We start from the raw sequence: 15,547 nt of genomic DNA on the forward strand, positions 1-15,547 counted from the left end.
ACAAGGAACAAAAATGAAAGCAACAAAATCTCGATATTTTGTATTGGTGTTACTTTTTATTGTAACAGCAATCAACTATATGGACAGAGCAAATTTATCTGTAGCAGGTACTAGTATTCAAGCCGAGTTTTCGTTAACTCCGGCACAACTTGGTCTTCTTTTTTCAATGTTTACTTGGGCGTATGTTTTAAGTCAAATACCAGTTGGCTATATACTTGATCGTATTGGAGTAAGAAAATTATATGGTTGTGCAATTATTTTATGGAGTATATTCACGCTACTCATGGGTATTGCTTCAAATCATATTTTCACAACAGCTGCATCATCATTCCTATTTTTATTACTCTGTAGATCATTGATAGGCGTAGCTGAAGCACCTTCTTTTCCTGCGAACACTAAAATTATATCCACTTGGTTTCCAACACAAGAGAGAGCCAGTGCAACTGCACTTTATGCTTGTGCGCAATACATTGGCCTTGCGGGCTTAACACCAATTTTAGCTTTTGTTGTCGCTAATTATGGTTGGGAAATGTCATTTTATGTTTGTGGTGTTGTGGGTATTCTCTTTGGTATTTATTGGTTAATCCGTTACCGTGATCCTTTAGATAGTAACCGGACGAATCAACTAGAAATTGATTATATAAAACAAGGTGGCGGACTAGGACAAGCCAAGAAAAAACAAGAAAAAGTCGAATGGAAAGAGATTAGTTATGTATTAAAACAACGCAATTTTTTAGGGTTATGTATTGCTCAATTTGCCCTAAATTCAACCCTTTATTTCTTCCTTACTTGGTTCATTGTCTACCTTGAAAAAGGCTTACATTTATCAATCTCTAAAGCAGGTATTGGGGCAATGTTCCCGTATATTATGGCGATGATTGGATTACTATGCAGTGGATTTGTAAGTGATGCATTAATGAAAAGAGGAAAAAGCAGAACTTTTTCTCGAAAATTACCATCAATTTTAGGATTAGGCTTCGCTGGAGTTATGTGTTTGGCTAACTTCTTTGAAGATTATCCCGCTATAGCCATTGGACTATTATCTTTTGCATTTTTTGCAAATGCCTTTGCCAATATTGGTTGGGTTTTACTGAGTGATATTGTGCCGGCAAAAGTCATGGGGACTGTTGGTGGTTTCTTCAATATTGCCGGTAACTGTGCAGGTATAATTACGCCAATTATCATGGGGTTAATTCTACAATATACAAACAGTTTTGCTTATGCAATGTGTTATATTTCAGCGGTTTCTTTAATCGGCGCTTTAGCACACATATTTGTAATTAAAAAATTAGAAACAATAGAAATTCCTCAAGGACTCTAATAGTATTGTAATTTCTATATATTTATTGGTGATATTTAGCATAATGAGCAATTAATATTCAAATAATCATTGACAGAGCAATGATCATTTGATAAAAATATCACCAATAATTTATAAATAAAATTGAGCAGTTAATGATTAAATATACTAACCTCCTACTCAGCCTCCTCCTCGCATCAGTTTGCGCGGATAGCTTGTGTGTGGAGTAAAAGTAATTTAATAATTAACTCGACAGATTAACAAGAACCCGCGCTAAAGTGCGGGTTTTTTGTTTTCTCAACTTGAAATACCGTGATAGCGCTAAAATATAAAGGAAATAACAATGAGCGATCAGATTATTATTTTTGACACAACATTACGTGATGGTGAGCAAGCGTTACAAGCAAGTTTAAATGTTAAAGAAAAATTACAAATAGCTTTAGCATTAGAAAGAATGCGAGTGGATGTGATGGAAGTTGGTTTTCCTATCTCATCTCCTGGTGATTTTGAATCAGTACAAACTATTGCTAAAACCATTAAAAATAGTCGTGTATGTGCGTTGTCTCGTTGTATAGATAAGGATATTGATGTTGCCGCCGAAGCGTTAAAAGTAGCCGATCAATTTCGTATCCATACTTTTATGGCGACATCGACCTTACATGTTAAAGATAAATTAAAGATGACATTTGAAGATGTTGTCGAAAAGGCGGTGCACTGTGTTAAACGTGCACGTAATTATACAGATGATGTGGAGTTTTCTTGTGAAGATGCAGGCCGTACCCCAATTGATAACTTATGTCGGATTGTTGAAGCAGCAATTCAAGCCGGGGCAAAGACGATCAATATACCAGATACTGTCGGTTATACTGTCCCTTATCAATTTGGTGGCATTATTCGTACCTTATTTGAACGTGTCCCGAACATTGATAAAGCGATTATCTCTGTTCATTGTCATGATGACTTGGGTATGTCGGTGGCTAACTCGATTAGCGCGATTCAAGAAGGTGCTCGGCAAATTGAAGGCGCGATGAATGGTTTAGGTGAACGTGCGGGCAATACGGCTTTAGAAGAAGTCATTATGGCGATCAAAGTCCGTCAAAATATCTTAAACGTGCACACCAATATCAATCATCAAGAAATCTATCGTACCAGCCAAATTGTCAGCCAAATTACCAATACACCAATACCGTCTAACAAGGCGGTTATTGGTAGTAATGCCTTTGCGCACTCATCGGGTATCCATCAAGATGGCGTATTAAAAAATCGCGAAACCTACGAAATTATGACCCCTGAGTCAATCGGTTTAAATCAAATTCAATTAAATTTAACTTCGCGTTCAGGTCGAGCGGCGGTTAAACATCGTTTAGAAGAGTTAGGTTACCACGATGGCGATTATAATTTAGATCAAGTATATAGTGCCTTTTTAGAGCTTGCCGATAAAAAAGGCCAAGTTTTTGATTATGATTTAGAAGCCTTGATCTTTATTAATCAACTTAAGGACGATCAAGAACATTATGTATTGGATTATTTCAATGTTCAGTCGGGTTCCACTGTCGTTTCAACGGCTTCTGTGAGTTTGACCATTGGCGATCAAAAATATTCAGATGCAGCAACCGGTAATGGTCCTGTTGATGCTGTTTATCAAGCGATACATCGCATCACTGGCGAACCGATTTCAATTGTAAAATATCAATTAGCTTCTAAAGGACAGGGCGAAAATGCCTTAGGTCAAGTTGATATCGTTGCCGAATATAAAGGGCGCAAATTCCACGGTGTTGGGCTTGCGACTGATATTGTACATTCATCAGCATTAGCATTAATTAATGTATTAAATAATGTTTATAGAGCGAATCAAGTTGCTGAGCAAAAACAAAAATTGCACCATGATTAACAAATAGTTGCTATTTCGTCATTCAATAACGAAATACTTAAATTAATTATAAGGAATAGATATGTCTCAAAATTACCATATTGCAGTACTACCCGGTGACGGAATTGGTCCAGAAGTGATGAAACAGGCTTATAAAGTACTAGAGGTTATTCGTCAAAAATACAATCTTGCAATTACAACAAGTGAATATGATGTTGGCGGTGCAGCAATTGATATTCATGGTTGCCCATTACCAAAAGAGACACTTGAAGGGTGTGAAAAAGCTGATGCTATTTTGTTTGGTTCGGTTGGTGGACCAAAATGGACCAATTTACCCCCCGATCAACAACCTGAACGCGGAGCACTTTTACCATTACGTAAACATTTTAAACTATTTTCTAATATGCGCCCTGCTAGTTTGTATCAAGGTTTAGAAGAGTTATGTCCTTTACGTGAAGATATTGCTAACCGTGGTTTTGATATTTTGTGTATGCGTGAGTTAACTGGCGGTATCTATTTTGGTTTGCCAAAAGGTCGTGAAGGCTCTGGTCCTCAAGAGCGTGCTTTTGATACTGAAGTTTATCACCGTTTTGAAATTGAACGAATTGCCCGTATGGCATTTGAAGCAGCAAAAATTCGTCGTAAAAAAGTTACTTCTGTTGATAAAGCCAATGTATTACAAACCTCCATTTTGTGGCGTGAAGTCGTGAGCGAAGTTGCCAAACAGTATCCCGATGTCTCACTTGAACATATGTATATTGATAATGCGACGATGCAACTTGTTAAAGATCCTGCTCAATTTGATGTATTATTATGTTCTAATTTATTTGGTGATATTCTATCTGATGAATGCGCCATGATTACTGGATCAATGGGAATGCTACCTTCTGCTAGCCTAAATGAAGATGGCTTTGGTTTATACGAGCCTGCTGGCGGTAGTGCACCAGATATTGCCGGTAAAAATATCGCCAATCCTGCGGCACAAATTTTATCATTAGCACTATTGGTCCGTTATAGTTTAAAACGTGATGATATCGCCAAAGCTATTGAAAATGCCGTGAATAATGCTTTACAACAAGGCGTACGCACTATCGATCTTGCTCGTGGTGGTAGTTATGTTTCAACCGATGAAATGGGCGATACCATTTGTCGTTTAATTTAATTTTTAGAGCAAGGGTTAATAAATCATATTAACCCTTTTAAAGAATATTAAAGGAATATAAGCAATGTCTACAAAACCAAAAACATTGTATCAAAAATTATATGATGCACATGTTGTCTATGAAGCTCCAAATGAAACCCCTATTTTGTATATCGACCGCCATTTGGTTCATGAAGTCACCTCTCCTCAAGCCTTTGATGGTTTACGAGCAATGAATCGTAAAGTCCGACAACCGCATAAAACCTTCGCCACAATGGATCACAACACCTCAACGAAAAGTAATGATTTAAGCGCTTGTAGTGAGATGGCACGAATTCAGCTAACCGAATTAGCTAAAAATGCAGAAGAGTTTGGCGTTTCTTTATACGGTTTACAAAGTCCATTACGCGGTATTGTTCATGTTGTTGGCCCTGAGCAAGGCATGACATTACCGGGTATGACGATAGTTTGTGGTGACTCACACACCGCAACACATGGCGCTTTTGGTGCATTAGCTTTTGGGATTGGGACATCGGAAGTTGAACATGTTTTAGCCACCCAAACATTAAAACAAGGTCGCGCTAAAACGATGAAAATCGAGGTCAAAGGCAAAGTCGCTGATGGCATTACCGCCAAAGATATTATTCTAGCGATCATTGGTAAAACAACCAGTGCTGGTGGTACAGGTCATGTAGTGGAGTTCTGTGGCGAAGCAATTACTTCTTTGTCAATGGAAGGCCGAATGACATTATGTAATATGGCCATTGAAATGGGGGCTAAAGCTGGATTAGTTGCACCAGATGAAACCACATTTGAATATTTAAAAGGTCGTCAATTCTCACCTAAAGGAGAAGATTTTGAGCAAGCTGTTGCTTACTGGAAAACCTTAAAAACAGATGAAGGAGCACATTTCGATACGATTGTGACTTTAGAAGCAAAAGATATTGCTCCGCAAGTAACTTGGGGAACTAATCCTGGTCAAGTAACCGCTATTGATTCTCAAGTACCAAATCCTCAAGATTTTTCCGATCCAATTGAAAAAAATTCAGCTGAACGCGCATTAGCCTATATGGGGTTAACCGCGGGAACTAAAATATCTGATATTAAGATCAATAAAGTGTTTATAGGATCTTGTACTAATTCCCGTATCGAAGATCTGCGTGCCGCTGCTGAAGTTGCCAAAGGTCGTAAAGTCGCCGATGGTGTTCAAGCTTTAGTCGTTCCGGGTTCAGGTCCGGTGCGTGAACAGGCAGAGGCTGAAGGATTAGATAAGATTTTTATCGATGCCGGTTTTGAGTGGCGTTTACCAGGATGTTCAATGTGTCTAGCGATGAATGATGATAAATTAGCCCCGGGTGATCGCTGTGCATCAACCAGTAACCGTAATTTTGAAGGACGACAAGGCCGTGATGCCAGAACGCATTTAGTTAGCCCGGCAATGGCAGCGGCGGCAGCCATTACTGGTCATTTTACTGATATTCGCAAACCATTTTAAGGAGACTTGTCATGGCAAAATTTACTACACATACTGGATTAGTCGTGCCTTTAGATGCCGCGAACGTTGATACCGATGCGATTATTCCTAAACAATTTTTACAGAAAGTTACTCGTACCGGATTTGGGCAACATGCATTTCATGAATGGCGATTTTTAGATGATGCTGGCAAACAACCTAATCCAGAATTTGTATTAAATAAACCTCGTTATAAAGGCGCAAGTATCTTATTGGCTCGTGAAAACTTTGGTTGTGGATCATCGCGTGAACACGCGCCATGGGCATTAACTGATTATGGTTTTAAAACTATCATTGGTTCAAGCTTCGCTGATATTTTCTATAATAACTCATTTAATAATCAACTATTATTAGTTAACTTATCAGAAGAAGAAGTTGATGAGTTATTTAAATTGGTTGAAGCCAATGATGGAATTGAATTCACCATCGATTTAGTAAATGAAATTGTGATCGCGGGTGATAAGCAATATTCATTTAAAATTGATGCCTTCAAACGCCACTGTTTATTAAATGGTTTAGACAATATAGGTTTAACCTTGCAACATGAAGATGCTATCAGCTCTTTTGAGCATAAAATTCCTACATTCTTAAATTAATTTATTTAGGCGCGCAAGCGCCTTTTATAGGAATAATTAATGACAACCCATCACGATAAAGTAAATCAACAGTTCGGTCAGCAAGCTAACGCCTACTTAAGCAGTAAAGTTCATGCTCAAGGTGCTGATCTTGAATATCTAGCCAGTTTTTTAACTAATTATCCTAATGCTGAATTTTTAGATATGGGGTGTGGCGCAGGCCATGTCAGTTTTATTGCAGCAAAACAGGTCAAACATGTCACAGCCTATGATCTATCGGAGCAAATGTTAGCAGTGGTTGAACAAACTGCTGATGAACGTAACTTAAAAAATATTAGCACCGTGCATGGTTATGCTGAGCATCAACCATTTGACGATAACTATTTTGATATTGTAGTCAGTCGTTATTCTGCCCATCATTGGCAGGATGTAGGTAAGAGTTTGCGTGAATTACATCGAATTACCAAACCAAATGGTAAGTTAATTATTATGGATGTCGTTTCTCCTGGTCAGCCTGTTTTAGATATTTGGTTACAAACGATTGAAGCACTACGTGATACTTCCCACGTACGCGACTATACGCCTGGCGAATGGCTGACATTTTTAAGCAAAGCTGGATTTACTATTGATAAGATTCAACGCCACCGCTTACCCTTGATTTTTGATAGTTGGATAAAACGTATGCGTACACCGAATAATTTAGTGGATGCGATAAGGACTTATCAAATAAGTGCATCTCAAGATACAAAATCTTACTTCGAATTACAATCAGATGGATCTTTTACCTCTGATATGATGATTATTGAAACGCAAAAAGTGATTTAGAAATTAATCGTAAAAGAATCGAAAACAGCCAATTATTATTAAAGCTGTTTTCGTTGATTTGACGGTGGTATCGACAATGCCTCACGATATTTTGCTACCGTTCGCCGAGCAATAATAATCCCTTGATTTTCAAGGATTGAAACTAATTTGCTATCACTCAAAGGCTTTTTAGCATCTTCCTCTGAAATATATTTTTTAATTAATGCCCGAATGGCAGTGGACGAGGCTTCTCCACCAGATTCAGTATTAACATGGCTTGAGAAAAAGAATTTTAACTCGAAGATGCCAGTTGGGCATTGTAAATACTTCTGTGTTGTCACTCGCGAGATAGTCGACTCATGCATATCAATCGCTTCGGCAACATCAGACAAAATCATTGGTTTCATATATTCAGCACCATTTTCAAAAAAAGCTTGTTGGTGCTCAACAATAAATTGACTAACTTTTAATAAAGTCTCGTTACGATTTTCGACGCTTTTAATAAACCAATTGGCTTCTTGTAAATTTGAGCGAATATATTGGCTGTCACTTTCATTACTTATCTTTTCCATCGCAGCATATTGTTGATTGATGCGTAGCGTTGGAACTGTATCACTGTTCAATTCCGCTATCCATTTACCGGCAATTTTTTTAACCACAACGTCTGGAATAACATAATCTGGTGGCGTAGTATTAACCGAGTCACCAGGATAAGGTTGTAAATGCTGAATAAAATCAATCGCCTCTTTTAACTGCTCATCAGAAGCATTTAACCGTTTTTTAAGAGTTCTATAATCGTGGCTTGCTAATAAATCTAGATAGTTATCGATGATCTCTTTGACTAACGCTGGTGGCGTTAAGTGTTGAATTTGAATAGTCAAACATTCTTGTAAAGTTCTTGCCCCAACGCCAATTGGATCAAAATGCCAAATTCGCTTTAATACAGCTTCAACTTCGTCGAGCTCAATTTCATTATTACCTTGTTCATCTAAAATTTCTTCACTAGAAACGGTAAGGTAACCTCTATCATCAATTGCTTCAATAATCGATAACGCAATTGCACGATCAATATCACTAAAAGGCGTTAAATCCAATTGCCAATTTAAATAGTCATGTAAGGTTTCGTGTGTTTCACCTTGATAAATTGGTAATTCATCAGTACGATAATCTGAATAGGTTCCTGATGGTGTACCCGCAGTATAAATATCATCTAAAGATGCATCTAAAGGGATATCTTCAGGAATTTCTTGACTATCTAATGCTTCACGCGTATCAATATTTTCGCCAAGATCTTGCTGCTCAACATTAATTTCATCATATTGATCAGCAATTTCCAATAGTGGATTATTTTCAAGTGCAGTTTGAATTTCTTGTCTTAACTCTAGAGTCGACAATTGCAACATGCGAATTGCGAGTTGCAATTGTGGCGTCATTGACAACTGTTGAGAAATCTTCAGTTGTAAGCCTTGTTTCATCATAATCTATAATCTGAATTCATGTCCTAAATAAACGCGTTTAACATATTCATTATTTAATATACTATCAGGTGTACCTTCAGCAATTAAATGTCCTTTATTTACTATATAGGCGCGTTCACAAACATCAAGCGTTTCACGGACATTATGATCGGTAATTAGTACGCCTAATCCACGATCGCGTAGATGTTTAATGATATTTTTGATATCAATAACTGAGATCGGATCGACCCCAGCAAAAGGTTCATCGAGTAAAATAAATTTTGGATTAGCAGCTAAGGCTCTAGCAATTTCAACTCTTCGTCTTTCACCACCTGATAAAGATTGACCAATATTGTTTCGTATATGCGTAATATGAAATTCTTCAAGTAGCTCTTCTGCTCGATTTAATTTTTCATTTTTATCAATATCTTTACGGGTCTCTAATATAGCCAAAATATTATCAATAACCGATAATTTTCTAAATATCGAGGCTTCTTGCGGTAAATAGCCAATACCTTTTTGAGCGCGCTCATGTAATGGTAAGATACTAATATCATGATCATCGAGATAGATTTTTCCGGCATTTAAAGTGACTATGCCAACTACCATATAAAAAGTCGTGGTTTTACCCGCACCATTAGGACCAAGCAGACCAACTATTTCACCAGAATTGACTGTTAAACTTACATCTTCAACAACACGTCGCTTTTTATAAACTTTAGCGAGGTTTTCGGCTTTTAAAATTGACATATTATTTGCTCATCTCTTTAACTTGATTTGGGATGATAGTAGTTTTTACTCGTTCATTTCTACCCGGTTGTGCAAATATTCGTTGTCTTTTTAAATCATAAGTAATAAGCGAACTTTTAATGCGATTATCATCCTGAACTAGCTCCGCATCCCCTTGCAATATGATGTTGCTATCCTTCACATCATAGATAACCTGCGATGAGTGCCCGGTCACAATTTTGTTATTTTGAGGCATAATCTGTTTATATTTTACCGGATTACCATATCCGGTAATTTTTTGTTTTGTTGAATCTTGCATATCGGTCATAACAACTTTATCAGCCCATATTGTTAAACCTTCTTGAACAATCTGAACATTACCAGTGAAGGTGATAATATTTTTTTCAATATCAATTTGCTGATTGTCAGCATCAATCATAATAGGCTTGTCACTAGCAAACATCTTCTGGTCTTTTTGCGAGGAAGAAGATTCCAAAGTGGCTTCATCTGCAAAACAAGCAAATGATAAACAGAATAAAAAATACAATAGATAAATTGCTTGTTTTTTTAATTTCATTTTTTTATTGCGCCTCAGTATTATAAAAGGTTTTTATATTTTCAAGTATATTTGCCGTTTTTTCTCTTAAATCACCGATTAAACCGATGCCCGTCGAAAAAAAGCCTATTCCTTTAATTTTTACTTGATCATCAGACGTTACCAGTTGTGTTTTTAAATCAACTACTGCATTATCCGTTAATACTTGTTGTAATTGCGAATCAGGAGTTAAATTCGTTAACACAACATCTTGATAAAGGTAGATTAATTTATCATTAGTCAAGGTTGCACGTTTTGCTTTAATATGCCAAGTAGCCACATGATCCTGATCGTAAAGCGTCACATTAGGTAAATCAAAATCAGTACTTTCCGTATTATCAAAATGTCTTACTTTGCTTGATTCAATCTTATATACCATGGAGCCTGATAAATCATAAACATTGGTTATCATATCATCACTTTGATAAATAGGTGTATCAGGTGAATTTGTGTTTGATGACGCGATAGACGCGCTATCATCTATTTGGTAACGGTAATAAATACCAATTATCAAAATAAGCAGAATGATACAGATTAAATTTTTTTTATTCATAGTTTACGTTAATTACGTGAATAAGATTAATCATTAATAAAAATGGACCTTTATTACTAATCACCAAAAAATTGTCTTATTTTACTTTATTTTTTAATAAATTAATATCTGACATTAAAAGAAGTTAAGTAACGACAAAATAATAATTGAAAACATCAATAATTTACTTAAAAATTTCCCTCTTTACTATAAAATAGATAACATTTATTGATTAATATAAACAATAGTTTTACGAATTAAAACACTCTTTGCTTTTAAGATATAGATTTAATCAAAATTATCTAATCAGATTAATGAAAAAAGATATGTAGTAGGATCCCAAATGTTATTAAGCTCTAGAAGAATTATTTTCTCAATAATTATTTCATTAATATTATTAGGTTATGGTTTTTGTCATTTTGTTTATGCTGATTTAGATGTTGATAAAAGTAAAATTGGCATGGTTGTTGATGAGTTTAATGGTGTTAAAGTTTATTATAATGGTTCAATAAGTAATGTAAGTGGTAGGAATGTTGCAAAAGACGGTTATAATTTAGGGCTAAAGTATCAATGTGTTGAATTTATTAAACGTTATTACTATGAACGTTTTAACCATAAAATGCCTGACAGTTATGGTCATGCCAAAGATTTTTTTGATGATTCAATACCTGATGGAAATCTTAATCCTAAACGAAATTTACTTCAGTTTCATAATGGCTCCCCCACCAAACCTCAAGTTGACGATATTATTATCTTTGATTGGTCTAAATACGGTCATGTTGCCATCATCAGTAAAGTTACTGACAATGAAATTGACATCGTCCAGCAAAATCCTGGTCCAACAGCCAGAAGTCGCGCGACCTTTCCATTAATATTTAGAGATGGAGGATGGAAAATCGATTCTTTTCGGGTGTTAGGTTATTTGCGTAAACGTTAAATTATCATTTAACTAATATTATAGATAGATATTAACCTGCCAGTTCAACTATATTTTGAATAGCATCATTTCATAATGATAATTTTTCTGAAATCAATTTGAATTTTAGATCAATATCCAATATTGAAAGATGTTAAATTAGTATCAATGACTACTTGATTAATGCGAATATGAGTAATAGTTGCTGATCGCGGTCCTCCCGCTTCTAACCAGTGCAACATTTTCTCTAACGCAATATCTTCACCTTGAACAATAATTTCAACATCACCATTAGACAAATTTTTTACCGTACCGACTAAACCTAATTTATTTGCCTGCTGATAGGTAAAAAAACGAAAACCTACACCTTGTACAACGCCACTAACATTGATTTGCATCTGCTTTAGCATATTTAATACCTTCATTTATTCTATAATTAAATTAATAGTACATTAAATGCTTAATTAAAAGAATCAAATTAATGATGATAAATTTAAAAATAAAAAAGATTCTAAACATTTCATCACTGATCATGATAAAAGTTAGAATCTTTTAACAGTACAAATAGTTATTAACAATTAATGTTTAAGTTAATATAACAATATTTATTATTATGGATTTACTATCGTGCCACGAATATTTCCTAAATTGTTAAAATAACCAACATTGGCCGTCACGGTTTCAGTAGATACGGTACCAGCATAATCATTAGTAAATTTATCACCTGTTAACCTTAAATGTATGTTTGACGACAATAGGCCATTATTATAGATTTTCGTAGCATTGATATTTATCGCGTGACCTGTTGTTATTTTGCCAAAATTATCAATATTGGTACCACTAAAATCAGCTTGCCAATTAGCAACTATTTGCGCATTGGTATCGTTCTTGAAAGTACCAAGAGCGTTTAATGTAAAAAGATAATCAGATATCATTGAAGTAGCATTATATACGTTAGTTGCATCAATATTCACATTATCTTTAGCTTTGACCAAACCATAATTATCAAAACTGTAACTATTTATATTAATGTTATTACCATTTATTTTACCATTCCAATTATTGATAAAATAATCATCCTTTATTCTAATGTAATTCCAACCAGTTAGCTGTCCTTCATTACTTACTTTGGCAGCAATAATATTCACATCTTCACCTTGCACTAGGCCAGTAACTACACTATTTACTACATTCCAACCACGATTATAAAATTCCTTGTCAGCATTAATTTTGATAACCTTTTTAGATTTTATATCACCTAAATTAGTAATGTAATTACCTCTAAGAACGATTAAATTATCAGAAAGAATTTCTGCACTTAGGTCATTTTTTAAGGTATCACTGTTGATATCAACAGTGCGAGAACTTGACAATGTCTTTTGGTTCGATATTAATTTGACATTTATACTGAGTAAATCGTTGGCAGAAATTTCTGCCGCATTGATTAAGTTATCGCCTTTTAAGGAAACATTTTTAGCTTGAATAATAGCGTTATTACGATTTTCAAGATTATCAATGTTAGCAATAAAATTATTATCAGATGTTACTATTCCTTGATTTATAAGCTTACCAGCATCAATTTTTTGTTGATTACGACTATGCAATTTCCCATCATTTTTAATATCAATAGATTGAATATTAATATCTTTAGCTATAATTTCTCCATTCCAATCATTATTTAATGATTCAGTATTTAAATTTAATTGTTCTCCAGCAGTTAAACTCTTATAGTTTTCAACAAAGTGAGAAACAATATCTAGTTGTTTATTTGCATTTATAATATTGCCATTTTCTAGCTTATCGGTTTTAACGCTGACATCATTACTACTAATGACACCGCCTATTCGACTTCCATCATTAGAACCATAACTGTTGTAAATTTCTTTAGCATTAACTTCCAGTTTATTAACACTTGCAAGACGATTGTAGTTTGCAACCTTAGTTTGACGAACAATTAAATTATCTGTTGCATTTACCTCACCATAATTTTTAAAATAATCACCGTCTAAAGTAATATTTTTAGCTTCAATAATTGTGCCTGGATTAAAACTATTATCTAATAACTCACTTTGAATTTTGATATTTTCACCGGCAGACATGGTCGATAAATTAGAAACTGTTCTAGATTTAATATCAATATTATTAGTTGCAGTTAAATTACCTTGGTTTCGAACTAAGTTCGTTTTTAAATTCATATCACGAGCATAAACTTTACCTGTTGCGCCATTGGTAAAATTTTCACCTGTAGCATAAATAGTTTTATCAGCCGTGATTTGGCCATCATTACCTGTCCACTCACCAGCACTAAAACTAATATCATCTTTAGCTTTTATCGTTCCAACATTTTTCGTTTCTTTTCGGCTTGTAAATGTAATATTTTTTTTGCTTTCAATATTGCCGTGATTTTCAATACCGTTTTCACTTTTAATCACAATATCATTTACAGAACTTATTGAATTGTGGTTAGAAATTTTCCCTTCAGATGAAATTTGAATTGCTCCAGCATTTGTCCATATCTTTCCTTGGTTACGAACACCTACGCCTAATTCCGTACCAACCATTTTTATTTTTCCTGCATACATACCACCTAACGCAGATACATCTAAACCAAATTCGGGGCGACCAGAAACACTATCCGCACCGTTTTTTTCAATTCTGGTTAAATCAACATTGACTTTATTTTTACCTGTTACAATATTTAAATCATTATCTGTCCATAAACCGGCATTAATCGATACAGTACGAGCAATTAAATCGGTATAATTTTGTTCAGAACTGCGGTAACCTCTACCTGCAATTTCGATCTTTCCATTCTGTACTTCATAACCTTTTAACTCACCATTTTCAATAATCGGTTTACCGGTCGTTAATGTGGCACGATTGGCATTAATAAACCCACAGCCATTACAAGTGATGCCAGCTGCATTAGCGACAACAACTTGAGCTTTTTGTCCGGCAACTTCAATATAACCATTTAATTGGCTTGGATTTTTAGAGTTAACTTCATTCAAAATGACTTTAGCACTACTTTGCAGGTATTGGTTACCTTTAATGTTGCCTGCTAGCTGAGTGTTTGAGCTTGAAGCGGAGTTGTTAAGAATAACGCCATCTTTTGCAACATCAAATTGGCTAAATTTATTATGAGAAACACCACCTCTGGTTGGTGAGGCAATATCAACTTGGGTTGTACCGTTTCCTAACTCATGAATAGTCGGGCGTTGATTTTGATTGCTACTTTGATCAACAACTATTCCACCAGCAAAACTGGTTTCAACTACACTAATCATACCTAGAGCAACATAGGTTAGAAAAACTAACTGCTTTAATGTGCCTGTCTTCTTGCTATGTAAAACCTTATCACCTTTTATTTTTTGATTACTACTAGAAATCATATGATGAGATTTAGCTTTTTCTGAAACAACAACTAATAACCCACGAGCTTTATTAAATATAATTCGATATAAATTTTTATTCATAGTTTTTACCTTTCATTAGTTCTTACTCTTTAAGGAGTAAAGTTCAATACTTATTAATTACTTCATTTAATACCACTACTGATTTACAACAAATTAAAATCATTAATAAAATTCAAAATTGATTGCTAATTAATAAAATAATCTTAAGGCTTTATACCGATATTATTATGCTCATTTTGATAGATTATTGTTGATTCACTGTAATGACTTGGCATTTATATTTAAGGTGAAGTTTTTTGCTAATGATTTGAATAATAATAAAAAAGCGTGATGTATAATTAAATATACTTAACTTCCTGTCAGAATAAAGATAAAACATAGCTTCCTTTTTTGGTTTATTAATTTAAACATATTGTTAATACAGATATGTTTGAACTTAATAGCGCCCTTTTTATATCATTTATAATATAAAAATCATTCTGTTCAATTGTATAAACTTCGCGATACTAATAAATATTAAAAACTACCAAAAGCCACTTACTATTAAACCTTAATTCAATGATAGGATTAATTATTAATCATCAATTATTGAATATAAAATGTTACTTTTCCTATAAATTTTTGCGAATAATGTATATTTTTAAATAAAAATATAACTATTATTATAAAAACTAGAGTAAAACAAATAGATAGAATCTC

The 15,547-nt window shown here is 34.4% G+C and carries 13 protein-coding genes; 7 read left to right on the forward strand and 6 right to left on the reverse strand.

Going from position 1 to position 15,547, the window contains the following annotated elements; all coding sequences use genetic code 11:
- Positions 1–13: 13 nt before the first annotated feature.
- The 6 genes from AC5LXV_RS14640 (at position 14) to AC5LXV_RS14665 (ending at position 7,224) form a co-directional block, all read left to right on the forward strand.
- On the forward strand, positions 14–1,321 hold the full coding sequence (locus tag AC5LXV_RS14640; protein WP_493445286.1) for an MFS transporter: 1,308 nt from the start codon (positions 14–16) through the stop codon (positions 1,319–1,321).
- Positions 1,322–1,643: 322 nt separating this feature from the next.
- Entirely contained in the window at positions 1,644–3,191 is a 1,548-nt protein-coding gene (gene leuA, locus AC5LXV_RS14645; protein WP_034884249.1) for a 2-isopropylmalate synthase, read from the forward strand.
- Positions 3,192–3,252: 61 nt separating this feature from the next.
- Positions 3,253–4,332 carry a 3-isopropylmalate dehydrogenase gene (leuB, locus tag AC5LXV_RS14650; protein WP_493466879.1) on the forward strand — a complete coding sequence of 360 codons (1,080 nt, stop codon included), beginning with the start codon at positions 3,253–3,255 and terminating at the stop codon, positions 4,330–4,332.
- Between the two features lie 64 nt (positions 4,333–4,396).
- Entirely contained in the window at positions 4,397–5,806 is a 1,410-nt protein-coding gene (gene leuC / locus AC5LXV_RS14655) for a 3-isopropylmalate dehydratase large subunit (RefSeq protein WP_493466880.1), read from the forward strand.
- Between the two features lie 11 nt (positions 5,807–5,817).
- On the forward strand, positions 5,818–6,420 hold the full coding sequence (gene leuD / locus AC5LXV_RS14660) for a 3-isopropylmalate dehydratase small subunit (protein WP_493466881.1): 603 nt from the start codon (positions 5,818–5,820) through the stop codon (positions 6,418–6,420).
- A gap of 39 nt (positions 6,421–6,459) precedes the next feature.
- On the forward strand, positions 6,460–7,224 hold the full coding sequence (locus AC5LXV_RS14665) for a class I SAM-dependent methyltransferase (RefSeq protein ID WP_493466882.1): 765 nt from the start codon (positions 6,460–6,462) through the stop codon (positions 7,222–7,224).
- 38 nt (positions 7,225–7,262) lie between these two features.
- Here AC5LXV_RS14665 and AC5LXV_RS14670 read toward each other — a convergent pair whose 3' ends face one another.
- The 4 genes from AC5LXV_RS14670 to lptC are packed head-to-tail and all read right to left on the reverse strand — an operon-like array spanning position 7,263 to position 10,537.
- Positions 7,263–8,678 (reverse strand): RNA polymerase factor sigma-54, encoded by a 1,416-nt coding sequence (locus tag AC5LXV_RS14670; RefSeq protein ID WP_493468007.1) that lies wholly within the window; start codon positions 8,676–8,678, stop codon positions 7,263–7,265.
- Positions 8,679–8,684: 6 nt separating this feature from the next.
- On the reverse strand, positions 8,685–9,410 hold the full coding sequence (lptB, locus tag AC5LXV_RS14675) for an LPS export ABC transporter ATP-binding protein (protein WP_034884243.1): 726 nt from the start codon (positions 9,408–9,410) through the stop codon (positions 8,685–8,687).
- 1 nt (position 9,411) lies between these two features.
- Complete coding sequence (lptA, locus tag AC5LXV_RS14680) at positions 9,412–9,966, reverse strand: lipopolysaccharide transport periplasmic protein LptA (RefSeq protein WP_493466883.1); 555 nt, start codon at positions 9,964–9,966, stop codon at positions 9,412–9,414.
- 4 nt (positions 9,967–9,970) lie between these two features.
- Positions 9,971–10,537 (reverse strand): LPS export ABC transporter periplasmic protein LptC, encoded by a 567-nt coding sequence (gene lptC / locus AC5LXV_RS14685; protein ID WP_493466884.1) that lies wholly within the window; start codon positions 10,535–10,537, stop codon positions 9,971–9,973.
- 322 nt (positions 10,538–10,859) lie between these two features.
- Between lptC and AC5LXV_RS14690 the strand changes: the two genes are divergently transcribed.
- Positions 10,860–11,453: a CHAP domain-containing protein gene (locus AC5LXV_RS14690; RefSeq protein WP_493466885.1), complete on the forward strand. Its 594-nt coding sequence runs from the start codon at positions 10,860–10,862 to the stop codon at positions 11,451–11,453.
- 110 nt (positions 11,454–11,563) lie between these two features.
- On the opposite strand, the gene yccX is transcribed toward AC5LXV_RS14690, so the two are convergent.
- Together yccX and AC5LXV_RS14700 are read right to left on the reverse strand one after the other, a co-directional pair.
- Positions 11,564–11,842, reverse strand: coding sequence for an acylphosphatase (gene yccX, locus AC5LXV_RS14695; protein WP_493466886.1), 279 nt, complete (start codon positions 11,840–11,842; stop codon positions 11,564–11,566).
- 201 nt (positions 11,843–12,043) lie between these two features.
- Positions 12,044–14,908 carry a two-partner secretion domain-containing protein gene (locus AC5LXV_RS14700; RefSeq protein ID WP_493466887.1) on the reverse strand — a complete coding sequence of 955 codons (2,865 nt, stop codon included), beginning with the start codon at positions 14,906–14,908 and terminating at the stop codon, positions 12,044–12,046.
- Between the last annotated feature and the right edge of the window lie 639 nt (positions 14,909–15,547).

Source organism: Gilliamella sp. LMG 34359, from assembly GCF_984569085.1.